The sequence below is a fragment of the Myxococcus sp. CA033 genome, from assembly GCF_013336625.1.
In the GTDB taxonomy this organism is placed as follows: domain Bacteria; phylum Myxococcota; class Myxococcia; order Myxococcales; family Myxococcaceae; genus Myxococcus; species Myxococcus llanfairpwllgwyngyllgogerychwyrndrobwllllantysiliogogogochensis.
In genome coordinates this window covers 783,670-799,955 of record NZ_JABUMU010000002.1, presented here as the reverse complement: position 1 = coordinate 799,955, position 16,286 = coordinate 783,670, and the positions used below count along the sequence as shown (strand labels likewise).

12 protein-coding genes are annotated in these 16,286 nt (G+C 70.8%); 7 read left to right on the top strand and 5 right to left on the bottom strand.

The genetic code is table 11. The features are described from left to right. Nucleotides 1-5: 5 nt before the first annotated feature. The gene (locus HUA78_RS09075; protein WP_141642133.1) at nucleotides 6-2,558 is read right to left on the bottom strand and encodes a M1 family metallopeptidase; all 2,553 of its coding nucleotides are present in this window, start codon (nucleotides 2,556-2,558) and stop codon (nucleotides 6-8) included. Between the two features lie 103 nt (nucleotides 2,559-2,661). After that, on the bottom strand, nucleotides 2,662-3,201 hold the full coding sequence (locus tag HUA78_RS09070) for a hypothetical protein (protein ID WP_174476080.1): 540 nt from the start codon (nucleotides 3,199-3,201) through the stop codon (nucleotides 2,662-2,664). A gap of 144 nt (nucleotides 3,202-3,345) precedes the next feature. Here HUA78_RS09070 and HUA78_RS47475 point away from each other — a divergent pair, with 144 nt between their 5' ends. From HUA78_RS47475 to mtgA, 3 genes are all read left to right on the top strand, one after another. Then, on the top strand, nucleotides 3,346-5,415 hold the full coding sequence (locus HUA78_RS47475; RefSeq protein WP_174476079.1) for an MASE1 domain-containing protein: 2,070 nt from the start codon (nucleotides 3,346-3,348) through the stop codon (nucleotides 5,413-5,415). A 163-nt stretch (nucleotides 5,416-5,578) separates the two neighbouring features. Then, a complete protein-coding gene (locus HUA78_RS09060) occupies nucleotides 5,579-6,241 on the top strand; it encodes an NlpC/P60 family protein (RefSeq protein ID WP_174454032.1) in 663 nt (220 codons plus the stop codon). A 69-nt stretch (nucleotides 6,242-6,310) separates the two neighbouring features. Further along, complete coding sequence (gene mtgA, locus HUA78_RS09055; RefSeq protein ID WP_174476078.1) at nucleotides 6,311-7,252, top strand: monofunctional biosynthetic peptidoglycan transglycosylase; 942 nt, start codon at nucleotides 6,311-6,313, stop codon at nucleotides 7,250-7,252. Nucleotides 7,253-7,280: 28 nt separating this feature from the next. Here mtgA and HUA78_RS09050 read toward each other — a convergent pair whose 3' ends face one another. The 3 genes from HUA78_RS09050 to HUA78_RS09040 form a co-directional block, all read right to left on the bottom strand. Then, complete coding sequence (locus tag HUA78_RS09050) at nucleotides 7,281-9,197, bottom strand: DNRLRE domain-containing protein (RefSeq protein ID WP_174476077.1); 1,917 nt, start codon at nucleotides 9,195-9,197, stop codon at nucleotides 7,281-7,283. 222 nt (nucleotides 9,198-9,419) lie between these two features. Further along, complete coding sequence (locus tag HUA78_RS09045; protein WP_246137867.1) at nucleotides 9,420-10,007, bottom strand: hypothetical protein; 588 nt, start codon at nucleotides 10,005-10,007, stop codon at nucleotides 9,420-9,422. Continuing rightward, nucleotides 10,004-10,735, bottom strand: coding sequence for a hypothetical protein (locus HUA78_RS09040; protein ID WP_174460803.1), 732 nt, complete (start codon nucleotides 10,733-10,735; stop codon nucleotides 10,004-10,006). Before HUA78_RS09040 ends, HUA78_RS09045 begins: the two co-directional genes overlap by 4 nt. Before the next feature lie 238 nt (nucleotides 10,736-10,973). Here HUA78_RS09040 and HUA78_RS09035 point away from each other — a divergent pair, with 238 nt between their 5' ends. The 4 genes from HUA78_RS09035 (at nucleotide 10,974) to HUA78_RS09020 (ending at nucleotide 16,282) form a co-directional block, all read left to right on the top strand. After that, a complete protein-coding gene (locus HUA78_RS09035; protein ID WP_254623611.1) occupies nucleotides 10,974-11,534 on the top strand; it encodes a MarR family winged helix-turn-helix transcriptional regulator in 561 nt (186 codons plus the stop codon). After that, the gene (locus HUA78_RS09030) at nucleotides 11,521-13,395 is read left to right on the top strand and encodes a chloride channel protein (RefSeq protein WP_174454035.1); all 1,875 of its coding nucleotides are present in this window, start codon (nucleotides 11,521-11,523) and stop codon (nucleotides 13,393-13,395) included. The genes HUA78_RS09035 and HUA78_RS09030 overlap by 14 nt, the downstream gene beginning before the upstream one ends. Nucleotides 13,396-13,400: 5 nt before the next feature. Then, complete coding sequence (locus tag HUA78_RS09025; RefSeq protein ID WP_174476076.1) at nucleotides 13,401-14,774, top strand: DUF2156 domain-containing protein; 1,374 nt, start codon at nucleotides 13,401-13,403, stop codon at nucleotides 14,772-14,774. A 194-nt stretch (nucleotides 14,775-14,968) separates the two neighbouring features. After that, nucleotides 14,969-16,282, top strand: a complete 1,314-nt coding sequence (locus tag HUA78_RS09020) for a cytochrome-c peroxidase (protein ID WP_174454037.1) — start codon at nucleotides 14,969-14,971, stop codon at nucleotides 16,280-16,282. Nucleotides 16,283-16,286: the final 4 nt, after the last annotated feature.

Sequence of the window (16,286 nt, the reverse complement as noted above, 5' to 3'; positions counted from 1 at the left end):
GTGCGTCAGGGCTGGCGCTTCAGCCACGCGGAGACCTCCGGGCCGCAGCGCTCGCGCAGCTCCACGTCCTGCGACAGCCGCTCCAGCGTCTGCGCGGTGGCCTGGTTCGCGTCGCTCACCGGGTTGTCTCGCAGCAGCGCCTTCACCGCCTCCAGGTGCTCGCGCGTGCGCAGCATGCCCAGCGATTCCACGATGCGCCGCACCAGCATGGGCGCGCCGCCCGTGCGCGCGACGACGTCCTTCCACTGCTTGCGCATCTGCGCCCACCACGCGTCGCGGCCGGTGCGGTTGGCCAAAAGCCCCGTCACGAAGCTGGCCACGTCCTGCGTCTTCACCGTCTCCGAGAAGAGCAGCCCCTGCGCGCGCTCGGCCAGCGCCGGGTCCTCGAAGGCGGTGAGCGCCATCAGGTAGCGGCGCTGCGTGGCCGGGTCCGGCTCCTTCGGCACCTTCTGGAGGAACGTGTCGAAGAGGGCCGAGTCTCCCGCGCGCGCCACCATGGCCACCGCCACGTCGAGCAGGTTGGGCTCCAACGCGTCACGCTCTCCCTGGAGCATGCGCGCCACGCGCGGGCGGGCCTCCGCGAGCGCCTCCGGGCTGCGAGCCAGGCCTCCCACCGCGCGCACCAGCGCGGAGCGGCGCAGCTTCACCCGGTCCGACTCACCGGATGCCGCCTGCCAGCCCAGCTTCTTGAGCCCCGGGCTCAACAGCTTCTCCACCCACGCACGCACGCGCGCCTGGTCCTCGCCATCCACCAGCCGGTTCTCCACGTACGCGAGCCTGCCCACCAGCTCGTCCAGGACGGAGTCGTCCTCCTCGTTCCCGAACCGCGCCGCCAGGTCCAACAGGTCCGCCACCGAGCCCCGGCCCGAGCGCACCAGCGCCCACTGGTCCTCCAGCAAGGCGATGCGCTCCGAGGGCGCCAGAACCTGGAGGTTCGACGCCAGGGCCGCGAGCGACGCCTTGTCGTAGGCCATGCGGTAGAAGCCGGTGGAGCCCGCGTTGGCGCACAGCCACTTCACCGCGCCCGTGCCCTCCAGCTTCACGGTGGCCTGCTTGTCACGGAACAGCACGCGCTGCTCCCGCACGCCGGAGGCGTCCTCGTAGCGCAGCACCATGGGCACTGGCCACTTCTCGCCGCTCTCCACGCCCGGCTCCGAATAGAAGCGCTGCTGCGACAGCGCCACCTCGCGTCCCTCCACATGCGCCGTCACCAGAGGGAAGCCGCTCTGGCCCACCCACGCGGTGGCCAGCTCCTCCACCGGCTGCTTCGCGGCGGCGCCCAGCGCGTTCCACAGGTCTTCCTTCACCGCGTTGGCGCGCGCGTGCTTGCGCATGTACAGGCGGATGCCATCGCGGAAGGGGCCTTCCCCGAGGAAGCCCTCAATCATCCGCAGCACCGCGCCGCCCTTCTCGTACGTAATCGCGTCGAAGCTCTCACCGGCCTCGCCCGCGTTGCGCACCTCGCCGTGGATGGGGTGCGTCGACTTGAGTGCGTCCAGGTACAGCGCGCTGGTGCGGTGCGAGTCGAAGTCCAGCCACATGCGCCACTCGGGGCGCCACTGGTCGACAATCTTGAAGGCCATCCACGTGGCGAACGCCTCGTTGAGCCAGAGGTCGTCCCACCACACCATGGTGACCCAGTTGCCGAACCACTGGTGCGCCAGCTCGTGCGTCACGACTTCCGCCACGCGCTTCTGCACCGACAGGGGCGCGGTGGCCGGGTCCAGCAGCAGGGTGACCTCGCGGTAGGTAATCAGGCCGGCGTTCTCCATCGCGCCCGCCTCGAAGTCCGGGATGCCCACCTGGTCCAGCTTGGTGAAGGCATACGGCAGGCCGAAGTAGTCCTGGAGCAGGGGCAGCACCGCCAGCGCCACGTCCTGGCCAAAGCGCGTCAGGTGCTCCTTCTCCTTCAGCGACCAGGTGCGCACCGGCACGCCCCCCACCAGCTGCGCCGGCGTGCCCACCAGCGGGCCCACCACCAGCGCGACGAGGTAGCTGCTGAGCACCTCCGTCTCCTGGAACGTCACCTTTGTCAGCGCGCCGTCCTTCTCCTCCTTGACGATGGGGCCGTTGCCCAGCACGGCGAGCCCTTCGGGCACGCGCACGCTGAGCGACCATTTCGCCTTGAAGGCGGGCTCGTCGAAACAGGGGAAGACGCGGCGCGCGTCGGCGGCCTCGAACTGGGTGGCGGCCACCTTGCCCGCCAGGTACAGGCCGCGCAGGCCGTCGGTGAAGGACCCCGTCCACCCGAGCTCCAGCGTGGCGGGCCCCTTGGGCAGCGGCGCGTCGAAGCTCAACACCACCGTCTCGCTCACCTCCACGGGCCGGATGGACGTGGGCTGGTGCCGCGCGTTGCCCGAGCGGAAGGACACCTCGCCCAGCTTCAGGGCGATGGCGTGGAGGATGATTTCGCGCGTGGGCTCGGCCAGCTCCACCTCGATGGTCTGCTGTCCGGAGAAGGACTTCGCGTCCAGGTCCAGGGTCAGCGTGGCCGCGTAGCGGTGGGGGCGAACGGCGGTGGGGAGCCGGAAGTTCTTGTCTTCGGTCGGATGCGCCATAGGGAGGCGGAATCTAGCCTCGCTCGCGGCGCGCGTTCCCACTTCTGTCACGCGGGTGCAAGAAACCTGTCGTCCGCCGGGTGGGGTGTCGTCCGCCACACCCTTACCGCCCCGGCTCCCCGTCCGGGCCCGCCTTCCGTCCGCGAGGGCCACGGCCCGGGACGAGCTGCTGGAAGAGGCTAGACTCCCGCTGGAAGAAGCCGTCCGTGTGGAACGAGTGGGGCAGCTCCAGCAGCAGGAAGTCCAGGTGGTGACACAGCTCGTGGAGGAAGGTGCGCAGGTACGTGCGGAAGGCCACCACGCGCGCCTGCTTCGCGGTGCGCATCCAGACCTGGAGTCGCGGCCGGCGTCCCGGCTCCCAGGTGTAGAGGCCGTGCAGCTCGCCCTCCTCGGACGAGGGGCGCACGTCCAGCACCTCCACCCGGACGCTGGGGACATCCAGCCGCTCGCACAGCGCCTTGCCCAGCCCCGCCGTGGCGCGCTCCAGCGGGCCGCGTTCACCCGTGGCCAGCGCCTCCCGGACCTCGTCCACCAGGGGATGCAGGGCCGTGGGCTCCCTCACCCGGAGGGCCGTCACTCCATCGCTCATCCGATAGGTGCGTCGCTGCTCGGGACTGAGGCTCTCGTAGTAGGCGAAGGGCACGGGGGGCGGCGGCACTCTAGCGAGCACGGCGCGTGAGTGCCTGCCTCCGACTCCAGGCCGGCCTGGGCGAACGGGGGCCCTCCTGCTCCGTCGGCCCGGCCGCGCTTCCTCGCCCTGGCTGTTTACCTTGCGATGGGGGTCGGAATGGCACTCACGCTGGGGCGCGCCGCCTGGGAGCGAGCGATACTGCTCGCGGTGTCCTTCGAGGTCCTGAAGGTCGTCAGCTCCCACTTCGTGTTTCCGCCCCTGAGCAGCGCCATCCTCTGGCTGCCCGCGGGGCTGACGCTGGCGTTCCTCTTGCGCTCGCCCACGCGCATGTGGCCCGCCCTGCTGGCCGCCGTGTTCGCCGCGGAGCTGGGCTCGGTGCTGTCCCAGGGCCTGCCCTGGGGGCTTGCCGCGACGTGGGGGCTGGGCAATGTGCTGCGCACCTGGCTGGGGGCGGCGCTGATGCGTCGCTTGCTGGGTGGAATCGTCCGCTTCCATCGCGTGCGAGACGTCACGGGGCTGCTGGTGCTCGGGGCGGTGGTGGGGGCGCTGCCGAGCGCCACGCTGGGCGCGCTCGGCGCGACGAGGTGGTTGGGCTCCGCGTCGTTCGCGAGCGAATGGATTGTCTGGTGGCTCAGTGACGCGTTGGGCACGGTGCTCGTCGCGCCGCTGCTGCTGACGTGGTGGCCCGTGGCGCGCGCGACCTCTCCGCCGAGGCGACTGGTGGAGTCCGTCTTCATGATAGCGGTGGTGGCGCTCGTCGGCGTCCTGGTCTTCAGTGTCGAGGACACGACGGGGTCAGCGGCGCTCTCCACCACGCTGCCCTACGCGGCGTTTCCCCTGGTCATCGCCGCGGCGCTGCGGCTGGGGCCTCGGGGGGCGGCGAGCGCGTCCGCGGTGATGAGCGCGGTGGCGGTGGAGTACACGCGCCTGGACATAGGGCCCTTCGGGGCGCTGTCCGTGTCCGCGTCGGAGCGCGTCCTGTCCGTGCAGGTGTTCATGTCCGTGCTCAGCCTGACGGCGCTGACGGTGGCGGCCGTGGTGGCGGAGCGGCGGCGCGCGGAGGCGGCGCAGCGCGTGCTGGCCACCGTGGGCGGGGTGCTCGCCGAGTCCCCTGAATGGAGCGTCACGCTGCCTCGGGTGGCGCGGCTGCTCGTGCCCGAGCTCGCGACAGGTGTCGCCATCTGGTTGCAGAACGCCGACGGAGTGGTGGAGCGGGTGGCGGCGGCGGGCTGGACGCCCGCGCGCGAAGTGGGGCTGCGAGGACGGTTTCCTCCGTTGCCAGCGCAGGCAAGCGACTGGACGGGTCCGGAGGGCTCGGGGGTGCTGGTGCCGCTGCGAGTGCGCGGACAGGTGGTGGGCGCGCTGGCGGTGGCGATGGATTTGGAGGGGACAGGGCGACGCAGACGGGAGCACGTGCTGGCGGACGACGTTGCGCGCAGGTGCGCGATGGCGCTGGAGAACGCGCGGCTGCTGGAGGAGGCCCGTGAGGCCGTCGCCGTGCGTGAGGACTTCATCGCCGTGGCGGCGCACGAGCTGCGCACGCCGCTGGCCACGCTCACCCTGCGGGTGCAGGGGTTGATGGCGCTGCTGCGCGGAGGCACCGAGAACGGCTTCCTGCTGGAGCGACTGGAGGCCATCGCCCGACAGTCGCGACGGTTGACTCGCCTGGTGGAGAACGTGTTGGACGTCGGCTTGTTCAAGGCGGGCGGGCTGGAGTTGCGGCGCGAGTGGGTGGACCTCACCGCGCTGGTGGAAGACGTGCTGGAGCGCTCCATGGAAGAGGCGACGCGCGCCGGGACACCGCTGCGACTGACGGCCACGGCCCAGCGGGTGCGCGGGTGGTTGGACCCGGGGCGCGTGGAGCAGGCCCTCTCCAACCTGGTGTCCAACGCCATCAAGTTCGGCGCGGGGGGAGAGGTGGACGTGTCGCTGAGTCAGGTGGGAGGCCGCGCCCGGCTCGTCGTCACGGACCGGGGCATTGGCGTTCCTCCCGAAGCGGTGGAGCGCATCTTCGGCCCCTTCGAACGGGCGGTCTCCACGCAGGAGTACGGAGGCCTGGGCATGGGGCTGTACCTCACGCGCCGCATCGCGGAGGCACATGGTGGCTCCGTCCAGGTCAGCAGCACCCGGGGGGCGGGCGCTTCCTTCGTGCTGGAGCTGCCGGTGGAGCCGTCGCTTCCGCTCCTGAACGAAGACCCGGCGCGGCAGCCCCGCGCGGGCGCCTGAGGCGAGTCGCTGGGTGCCGGAGGCGCCTGTGGAGCGACTTCACGGCTCAGGGTGGGAAAGGGATTCGCCAGGGGGAGGGATGGCGCGTCTGGGGTGGATGTTCGCGAGCCAACGTCTGGCGGGGGCTCGAGGCAAGGCACGTCCATTGCTGTGGTGTGCGGGTATGCACCGTGGAGTGTGGCTGGGGGCGCTGGTGGGGTTGGTGTTGTGGGGCGGGACGGCCGAGGCCGCGAGGCGCACTCCGCCGAAGCGGGCCGCCAAGGTCACCCTGTCCGACCGGGCCCTCTGGCGCGCGAAGGCGTGGGTGGGGCTGGGCTCGCTGTCGACGGTGAGCACGGCGGTGAACGACGACTGCTCGGGCCTGACGCAGCTGGCGTACCGCAAGCCCGGACTCAGCCTGATGCCGGAGCTGACCCTGCCTGGTGAGAACGGGGTGAAAGCCATCTACCGGAAGGCGGGCACCCTGGGCGCGCTGCGCGAGGCGCCGAACGCCGGGGACCTGGTGTTCTTCCGGGAGACCATCGACCGCAACAAGGATGGGCGGCTCAACGACGGCCTCACGCACATCGGCATCGTCGAGCGGGTGAGCACCGACGGCACCGTGACGTTCGTCCACCGCGCGGGCGGCGGGGTGAAACGCAGCCGCTTCAACCTGGCGCGCCCCGAGGCGAGGAAGGACGAGAAGGGCCGCGTCCTCAATGACTGGCTCCGCCGCCGCGACAAGCGCAACCGAGGCTACCTGGCCGGTGAGCTGGTGGCCGGCTTCGCCTCCGTCGATGAGCGCTGGAAGGTGGAGCCTGTCACCGTGTCGCGCGCTCGCCGCTGAAGGCCGCGCGCGCTCGTGGCTCCGTCGGGGGCGTGACGTCGGAGGCCGGAGGCGGTATGCACGGCGCTGATGTCGACCACCGATGGACGACCGGAAGGGCCTGGGCCCTCGGAGCACACCGAGGCGGTGACGGAAGGCCCCAGGCCTGAATCGCTGGTGGCTGTCGTTCCTCCGGCGCACACCGTCGCTCGCCCCGCGCCGACACCGGGCCGCAAGTCCTGGCGGCTCAAGGCCCTGCTCGGGGTGACGGTGTTGCTGCTTGGCTTCGGGGTGTACGAGTACGTCACGCTCCCCGAGGCGGAGCCGCTGGTGCGGGAGAACCCGAAGTCGACGGCCCTGATGGACCGGCGCGCCGAGGAGGCTCGGGAGGCGGGGAAGAAGGTCCGCCGCCGCCATCAGTGGGTGTCGCTGACGTCCATCTCGAAGCACGCGATAGCCGCGGTCCTGGTGTCCGAGGACGCGGGCTTCTACGGACACGAGGGACTGGACACGACGGAGGTGCGCAAGGCGCTGGAGGAGGCCTGGGCGAAACGTCAGCTCGGTCGCGGCGCGTCCACCATCACCCAGCAACTGGCGAAGAACCTCTGGCTGTCCACGGACCGGAGCCTGTTCCGCAAGGCGAAGGAGCTGGTGCTGGCCCATCGCCTGGAGGAAGCGCTCACGAAGAAGCGCATCCTCGCGCTGTACCTCAACGTCGTGGAGTGGGGGAACGGCGTCTACGGCATCGAAGCCGGTGCGCGAGAGCACTTCGGCGTGTCCGCCGCGCAGCTCTCCGTGGCCCAGGGCGCCATCCTCGCCGCGATGCTGCCAGCGCCCCGCAAGCGCTCGCCGTCGTCGGGCTCTCGAGCGCTGTGGAAGCGCTCTCACTGGATTGTCGACCAGCTCTCGTCCGTGGGGCGAATCAGCGGCGCTGAGGCGACCACCGCCCGCGCGGACATCGACCGGTTGCTGGGTCGGACACCCGCCGCGGACAGTGGTGGAGCGGATGAGGGCGCGGACGACGACGCCTGAGGCTCGTCCCTTCCGCGCCGTGCTCGGCTCATTCGGGCGTGAGCTGAAGGAACAGCAGGTCTCCCGCGCCTCGTGATGCGTAGGTCGCTCCATCCGGTGACAGGGCGTCATTGAACGGGACGCAGAGCCGCGCCTGTCCAGCGGACGTCACCTGGAGCGCCGCGTTGCCCGGGCCCGTGATGCCCAGGGCCCGTGAGTCGAGGTGCGCACCCCTGGCGTCATAGCGCGCCACGAAGTGGAGGACGTCACCCTGGGGGATGGACGACTTACCGAGCGCACCGCCTCCCAGGTCGAGCCGCCCATCCCGCGTCCAGCCTCCGACAATGAGCTCACGCTCCGCGCTCACTCCCAGGGCATGGGCCTGACCCGCGCTCCTTCCGCCCAGGACATGAACCCAGCCGTCCGCGGCCGTCGCATGCAGGGTGCCGAGCAGCACGTCCTCGCTCGCGTCGATGTCCTTCCCGCCGAAGGAGAACCTGCCGTTGATGTCGCCGACGAAGGCCACGTCTCCCTGGGCGAATGGCGCGAGCGCGCGGATGCTGCCCCGTGCGCCATTGAGCGCACGGAACCACTGGGGCGTGCCGTTGGCGGAGAGCTTTCCGAGGAAGGGCGTTCGGACCCCCGTGGCCCCCAGCACCTGCGAGTCGGTGTCGCCGCCCACGTAGATGAAGCCCGCGCCATCCGTGGTGAGCGCCTCCGCGCGCGTGCCCGAGTCGCCACCGGGAAACGCGAGGGACCAGGCGTTCGCGCCATCCGCGTGGAACTTCGCGAGGAAGAGCGCGGGCACGTGGTCATCTCGGGTCCTGTTGCCCGGGTCCGCATAGAGCCTGCCTCGGCCCAGGCTCATCTCCCCCTGGAAGTGGCCGGTGACGACGACGCTGCCTTGCGAGTCGATGACCACCGCCTGCGCGCGAACCAGCCCCGCTCGGGTGATGCCCGAGGACGGAGCGGGATGTTCCGCGCGAACGCCTCGGGACCAGAGGGGCTCTCCTTCGGGTGACAGCTTGAGGAGGAAGAAGCCGGAGGTCGTGGGCGATTCCTCGATGAACGGCAGCGCGCCCGTGCCCAAATCTGGAGCGCCTTGATAGGCACCCACCAGCCACGCCTCACCCGAGGCCGAGACGGCGAGCCCCGTTGCTTCCACCTTCGCGCCCACGGCATACGCGTGGGACCAGCGATGCGCGCCGTCCGCGCCATAGCGCGCCACGACGAGGCCGCGCTCTCCCTGGAAGACGTCGCCGCCGAAGTCACCGCTGCCGGTGAAGGAGCCCGCCACGAGGAAGTCGAGGCCGTTCTCCGCGGTCGCCATCACCTGGACGTGCTCGTCTCCCGGGCCGCCCCGCTGAAGCACCCAGTCGGGCGCGGGCACTGGATTTGTCGGAGGGACAGGCTCCATCTCCACCACGATGCGTGGATGCAGGGCCGGGTCGCGGTCCTCGCGCGAGCTGAAGTCCGCGCCGTCGGCACCCGACGAGTAGAGCCCGAGGTTCACGACGCCGTTGCCCGTCACCGCGCGTGTCACGTCCAGCTCCGCCCAGCTTCCGGAGCGCAGCGCCCCCGCGGTGAACAGGGCCGGGCCCAGAAGCGAAGGCTGCTGGTCGAAGGTGACGACGTCCTCCTTCCATTGAGGGTCGATGCGGTGGACGACAGGGCCGTCCGTCGAACCATTCGTGACGAACAGGCGCACGGTGGCGCGCTTCACCCGGCCTTGCAGGCCCTTCACCTGGAAGCGGAGGAAGGTCCGGTACTCGATGGGCGTCCGGTCCACGCAGAGCTGCTCCTCCGCGCCCAGGTTCGTCGACGGCCGCGAGGAGTCGACCTGTGCGTCCGCGATGGCGATGAAGGTGTTTGCTCCCGCGGCGGGGTCGCCGTGTTGCTCCAGCGGCTCCCTGTCCGGGGACGAGGTATTGCCTCCGCAGTGGGGGAGCAGGGCCAGGACCGCCAATGCGCCTGCTTCCCGCCACCCTCGCTTCCAGCTTCTTCCGTGCATCCATCCCCCCATGCCAAACGCTCGTGGGGGGCTCGCTGTGCATCGTGGGTGCCGCGCTCACCGGGCGAGCGAGGTGCGCGGCACGACGCCCGCCTCGTCCCAGGGGATGAGGCGAGGGCAGGGCGCTTCCATCTCAGGGAAGTGTCGACGTCCACGCGGGGTGGTTCGGGGTTCCTCCTAGAGTCCTCCGACCTCCAGCGCGCCGCCCAGTCCCGGGAAGGGCTTGGTGAGCACGGCCTGGAAGACGATGTCCTCGAGGAGGATTTCCACGGGGAGCTGCGGCGTGCCGAGGTCCCCGCGCACCACGGTGTTGCTGACGATGAACCAGACGCGCCTGCGTCCCACGGCGTCCTTCAGCGCGGGACTGTCGATGCGCACCGCCGTGCGGGTGGTGGGGGCGAAGTTGCGCGAGGGGAGGACCTCCGCCGCCTGGGCGTAGTACGCCGGTCGGTTCAGGTCCGTGTAGAAGACCGGGTCCTCCGGCGTGGCCTGCCCGGTGAAGGACAGGCGCATGGCCGTGCGCAGCGTCAGCGACGAGGACGGATTGACGACCTCGAGCGTGGCGGCGACCTGCTCCACCACCAGGTCCAGGTCCTCGGTGTTCACCGACTCCTCGGGCAGGTCCAACGCCACCTCCGCGTAGACGGGTTGGAGGACGGAGGTGACGGGCACCCTCACGTCGAAGGGCTCTGTCGCGATGGCGATTTCCGCCGAGCAGCCGGACAGGAACAGGAAGCACGAAGCCAGCAGGGCGCGGGTCATCATCGGAAGGTCCAGGAGAGGTCGAGGACGGGAAGGACGGGCAGTTCCTCGCCCGGAACGGCCGGGTCGCTCAGGTCCACATAGGTGGCGCCGAGCCCGAAGCCGAGATTCTCTCCGCCGTAGCGGATGCCCGCGGCGGCACGGAAGGTCGCGCCGCCCTTCACGCGCACGCCGGCCTCGCCCACCACGGACCAGGGGCCCGCGAAGTTGAGGGCGGCCCCGCCCGTGAAGGAGAGGTAGTCGGAGGTGTAGCGCGCGTAGCGGGCCTCGCCCTGCACGAGCAGCGGACCGAGCACCAGGCCATAGACGCCATAGACGGAGGGGCCGCTCAACTCCGGCTCGAAGCGCTGGAGGGAGGGCGTCTCCGACTCGACGATGTCCGAGTAGACGGAGCCACCGATGAAGTGCGTGTAGCGCGCGCCCAGCACCACGCGGTGCGGGCCCGCCGCCACCGCCCAGCGCAACCCCACGTTGGGCGCGAGCATCACGTCCGCGAAGACGGAGGTGTCCACCACCAGCCCCGCGAAGAGCGGCAGCGCGCCGCGCTGGAGTCCCAGCACCGGCGCGTCGATGACCTCGGCCGCGTCCGTTCCCATCAGTCGCGCGGTGTTGGTGCGCACGCCTGGGGACGGCTCGGCGGAGGACGGCGTGGAGAGCAGCAGGACGGCGAGGATGCAGGGCGGGATGTACCCGGCGCCACCTGGTGCGCCGGGACGTCTGGAAGGACTCAAGCCGGGAACTCCTGTGAAAGGGGCCCCGTGTCTAGCGTGTCGCTTCACCGCGTCGACTCGTGCGTCGCCCAGGTTGGTGAACTGTCGACAGATGTTTCACGCGGTCATTCGCGACCTGCCCGGAGCTTCGTTTCATCCGGGAGGAGGCGACCCTCCGGCAGCCAGGTCGGCCGGTGCGCGTCCACCCGCCTTTCTCATTGCGGACGCGAGCCGTGGACCGTACGTTCCGCTCAATTCAATGGGCTCCCATATAAATCGGACCAGCGGCGAAGACGTGCGCGAGGTGATGGACGGCATCCGCCGAATCGTGCGGCTGCTGAGGGTCTCCGCGAGGGCCTCAGAGCGACTGGTGGGCATCAGCGGAGCGCAGCTCTTCGTGCTCCAGCAGCTCGCGGAGGCGGGGCCCTGCTCCATCAACGCCCTGGCCGAGCGGACGCTCACGCACCAGAGCAGCGTATCGGTGGTGGTGGCGCGGCTGCTGGAGCGAGGGCTGGCCACGCGGCGCCCCTCGGCGGAAGACGGTCGCCGGGTGGAGGTGGCGCTCTCACCCGCGGGGCGCGCCTTGCTGCGCGAGACACCCGCGATGGCGCAGGCCCGGCTCATCACCGGGCTTCGACGGCTGGAGCCTGGCGCGCGCGAAGGGCTGGCCCAGGGGCTGTCCGCCCTGGTGAGAGAGCTGGGGCTGGAGGGAAACGAGGCGCCGCTCTTCTTCGAGGACGAGCCCTCTCCTGGCCGGGCCCGCGCGATGAAGAAGACGCCCCGCAAGAACAAGAAGGAGAAGTCTCATGGAGCGGCCTGAAGCGAGTCGAGTGGAGGCGGGGCAGGGAGAGGAGGCTCGCGCGAGGCTGCCGGTGGCGCCGTCCATGGGCCCCACGCTCGCGGGCATGCGCGCGCCCGCGACGGTGGACGTGGTGGACCGGAGGGTGGTCTTCATCAGCGCCCTCGCGGTGGTTTTGGCCGTGGCGGCGGGACTGGTGGCCCAGGGGCTGGGCGCGCTCATCCACCTCTTCACGAACATCGCCTTCTTCGGCCGGTTCTCCACCGCGGAGGTCTCCCCGGTGAATCACTCGCTGGGCGCGTGGGTCATCGTGGTGCCGGTGGTGGGCTCGCTCATCGTCGGGGTGATGGCGCGTTATGGCTCACGGGCCATCCGGGGCCACGGCATCCCCGAGGCGATGGAGCAGGTGCTCTACAACCAGAGCCGGATTCCACCTCGGATGACGTTCCTCAAGCCGCTGTCGGCGGCGGTGGCCATCGGCACGGGAGGACCGTTCGGCGCGGAGGGGCCCATCATCGCCACGGGGGGCGCGCTGGGCTCCTTGCTGGGGCAGGTGCTGCGCGTCACGGCGGATGAGCGCAAGGCGCTCCTGGCCGCGGGCGCGGCGGCGGGCATGGCGGCGACCTTCGGCGCGCCTGTCTCCGCGGTGCTGCTGGCGGTGGAGTTGTTGTTGTTCGAGTACCGCCCGCGCTCGGTCATCCCGGTGGCGCTGGCCACGGCCACGGCCACCGGTGTGCGGCTGGCCTTCGAGGGGAGCGCTCCTGCCTTCGCGATGCCGGAGCTGGCGCTGCCGGGCGGCGCGGCGCTGGCGTTCTACATCGTGCTGGGCGCGGTGGTGGGCCTGGCGTCCACGCTGGCCACCCGCGCCGTGTACGCCATCGAGGATGCGTTCGAGCAGCTGCCCGTGCACTGGATGTGGTGGCCGGCGCTCGGGGGGCTCGTGGTGGGGGTGGTGGGCTGGTGGTCTCCGCGCACGCTCGGCGTGGGCTACACCAACATCGAGGACATCCTCTCCGGGCGCTTCGTGGGCACGGCCATGCTCGTGTTCTGCGCGCTGAAGTTCGTGTCCTGGTCCGTGGCGCTGGGCAGCGGCACCTCCGGCGGAACGCTGGCGCCGCTGTTCACCCTGGGCGGTGGACTGGGCTCGGGGCTGGGACTGCTGGCGATGCGGCTTGCGCCCGGGCTGGGCGTGGACCTTCGCGTGGCCGCGCTGGTGGGCATGGCGGCCATCTTCGCGGGGGCTTCGCGCGCGTTGCTGGCGTCGGTGGTGTTCGCCTTCGAGACGACGCGCCAGCCCTTGGGGTTGTTGCCCCTGCTGGGCGGCTGCGCGGCGGCCTATCTGGTGTCGGCGCTGTTGATGCGCCACTCCATCATGACGGAGAAGCTGGCGCGGCGCGGCGGGCGGGTCCTCACCGAGTACGGCGTGGATGCGCTGGGGCAGGTGTTGGTGCGCGAGGTGGGGCTCAAGCCCGTGGTGACCCTGGACGCGGACCAATCCTTGGAGTCGGTCCGCGCGTGGCTGCTGTCGGACGCGGCGGGCACCCGTCACCAGGGCTTCCCGGTGGTGAAGGAGGGCGCCCTGCTGGGCGTCGTCACGCGCAGGGACCTGGTGGACGGGCAAGCGCCCGAGGGGCGGCGTGTGCGGGACGTGGTGAGGCGTCCTCCGTCGGTGGCGTATGAGGACAGCTCACTGCGCGAGGCGGCGGACCTCATGGTGGAGGAGGGCGTGGGTCGCCTTCCGGTGGTCCGGCGTGAGACTCCTTCGAGCGTCGTGGGCATCATCACCCGGAGCGACCTGCTGGGCGCGCATCGGCGGCGGCTGGAGAACTCGCGGCGCAGGGAGCGTGGACTGGGTGGGCCGTTGCCGGCCCGAGGAGCCTGAAGCACGTGCACGTGGACGGCGAGGCGGGAACACAGGAGCGCGAGCGGGCACTGGAGCTGCTGCGCCGGTTCGGGTGGAACGCCACGTCCTTCCAGGTGCTGATGCCGGGCTTCCGCTACTGGTTCGACCCGGCGGGGGACGCCTTCGTCGCGTACGTGGACACGGGCGGCGCGTGGGTGGCGGCGGGTGCGCCCATCACCGCGCCGGAGTCCCTGCCTCGCGCGGTGGAGGGCTTCCAGGCCGCGGCGCGACAGGCGGGCCGGCGCGTGTGTTTCTTCGCCACGGAGCCGCGCTTCACGGAGTGGGTGCCCATGGAGTCGCTCTCCATTGGCGAGCAGCCCGTGTGGGAGCCATCGCGTTGGGAGTCGGTGGTGCGCGGCAGTCGGAGTCTGCGCGAGCAACTGCGCCGCGCGCGCTCGCATGGCGTCGTGGTGCGGGAGCTCCCCGCGCAGGTGCTGGAGGAGTCCGAGCACCCCACGCGTCAGGCGTTGGAGCGCCTGAGGAAGCGCTGGCTGGCGTCGCGTCGCATGGCGCCCATGGGCTTCCTGGTGCAGCTGCGTCCGGATGCCTTCGCGCGGGAGCGCCGTGCCTTCGCGGCGGAAGTGAAGGGCGAGCTGGTGGGCGTCCTGCTCGTGTCTCCCGTGTACGCGCGGGACGGCTGGTTCCTCCAGGACCTGGTGAGAGACCCCGAGTCGCCCAACGGCACCGCCGAGGCCCTGGTGGACGCGGCGATGCGCGCGGCCGCCGCCGAGGGCCGTCGCTACGTGACGCTGGGACTGGCGCCGCTGTCGGGCCCGGTGCGGCCGTGGCTGCGACTGGCGCGTGCGTGCGGCAAGCCGCTGTTCGACTTCGAGGGCCTGCGCGCCTTCAAGGCGAAGTTCCGTCCGGATGCGTGGGTGCCGCTCCACCTCGCGTACCCTGAGCCTGGCGGTGGTTTCTTCGCCGTGTATGACGCGCTCCGCGCCTTCGCGCGCGGCAGCCTGGTGCGCTTCGGCGTGGCGACGTTGCTGCGGCGGCCCCGGTTGCTGGTGCATGGGCTGGCGGTGTTGCTGCTGCCCTGGACGGCGCTCCTGGCGCTGCCCGCCACCACGCGCTGGTTTCCCTCGGCGCGCGTGCAGTGGGGCTGGGTGTTGTTCGACGTGGGGCTGGCGGCGGGACTCTTCTCGCTGGTGCGCCGGTGGCGAGACGGACTGGCCACCGCGCTGGTGTGCCTCACCGCCGCGGATGCGTGCCTCACCTTCGTGCAGGCCGCCACCTACAACGCGGTGCGAGCGCGAGGGCCCGTGGACTGGCTCGTCATCACCGCCGCGGTGCTGGCGCCCGCCACCGCCTCCGGGCTGCTCGTCCGCGCGCGCGACTTCCGCCTGCCCGCGCGCTGACGCACCGCGCTTTCTCCACGACTCAACATCTCACCTGTCCCGCGGACCCCCTGGGTTTACACAGGTGGACACTCCTCCTCGCGTCTCCTGGACCGCAAGGCGAGGGCAATGCTGTTTTCTGGAAAGAGCTGTTCCGGCCTCGGGCGCCGTGACTTTCTCGCGGCGTCGTCCGTCGTCGGTTGGGAGGGGTGACCATGCGAACGCCGTCCGGCGTTGCCCTGTCGCTCGCCGTGTTGCTGTGGGTCCATGAGAGCCACGCCGCGCCCGAAACACAGAGCTCGGCTCCGCCACCCTCGCCGTTGCCTTCGGGAGTGTCGGCTGTGTTGTGGAAGCTGTCGGTGCCCGCGAGCGCGGCGCCGACGCCCGAGCGGGTGGCGCTGGGGGAGAAGCTCTTCAACGACAAACGGCTGTCCCTGGATGACAGCACGTCCTGCGCCACCTGCCATGACCCGAACAAGGGCTTCACGGACGGCAAGCCGGTGGCCGAAGGCGTGAAGGGCCAGAAGGGCATGCGCAACAGCCCCACGGTGCTCAACGCCCTCTTCAATGCCTCGCAGTTCTGGGATGGGCGCTCGTCCACGCTGGAGGACCAGGCGAAGCTGCCCATCCTGAATCCGATTGAGATGGCCATGCCCTCGCCGGAGGCGGTGGTGACCAAGCTGCGGGGGATTCCCGAGTACGTCACCGCCTTCCAGGCTGTCTTCAAGCGGGACATCACCTACGACGACCTGGCGTCCGCCATCGCCGCCTTCGAACGCACGCAGTTCTCCGGCAACGCGCGCTTCGACCGCTTCATCCACGGCGAGACGAACGCGCTCAACGCGTCGGAGCGACGGGGTTGGGCCCTCTTCAACGGCAAGGCGCGGTGCAACGCCTGTCACGCGGGCAACGCGGTGTCGCCGCTGTTCAGCGACCAGAAGTTCCACAACATCGGCGTCGCCGCGCACAAGCAGGACTTCCCGCAGCTGGCGCGCGAGGGTGTGAAGGTCGTCCGGCTGGGCGACGAGCGGCAGATTGACGAACTGGCGCTGCAGACGCGCTTCTCCGAGCTGGGGCGCTTCCTGGTGACGAAGCAGGAGAACGACGTGGGCGCGTTCAAGACGCCCACGCTGCGCAACGTCGGAATCACCGGGCCGTACATGCACGACGGCTCGTTGACGACGCTGTGGGACGTGATGGACCACTACAACAAGGGGGGAGTGGCCAATCCCTACCTGGACGGAGGCATGCAGCGACTGGGGCTGACGGAGCCCGAAATCGATGACCTGGTGGCCTTCGTCTTCACGCTGACCGACGAGCGCTTCACGAAGTTCAATGGTCAGGAGCTGGCGCGGCAGCGCGCGCGCAAGGGCCAGCGGCCGGAGCGGGACACGGCGGTGGCGCTGGGGAAGAAGGGCAACCTGGGAGACCTGGCGCCCAATCCGGACCTGTCGGTGAAGAACCCGGCGGACATCGGTGTGTACGGCACCGAGACGCTGCCCAAACCCGCTTCGACGAAGCAGCCCTGAGGAG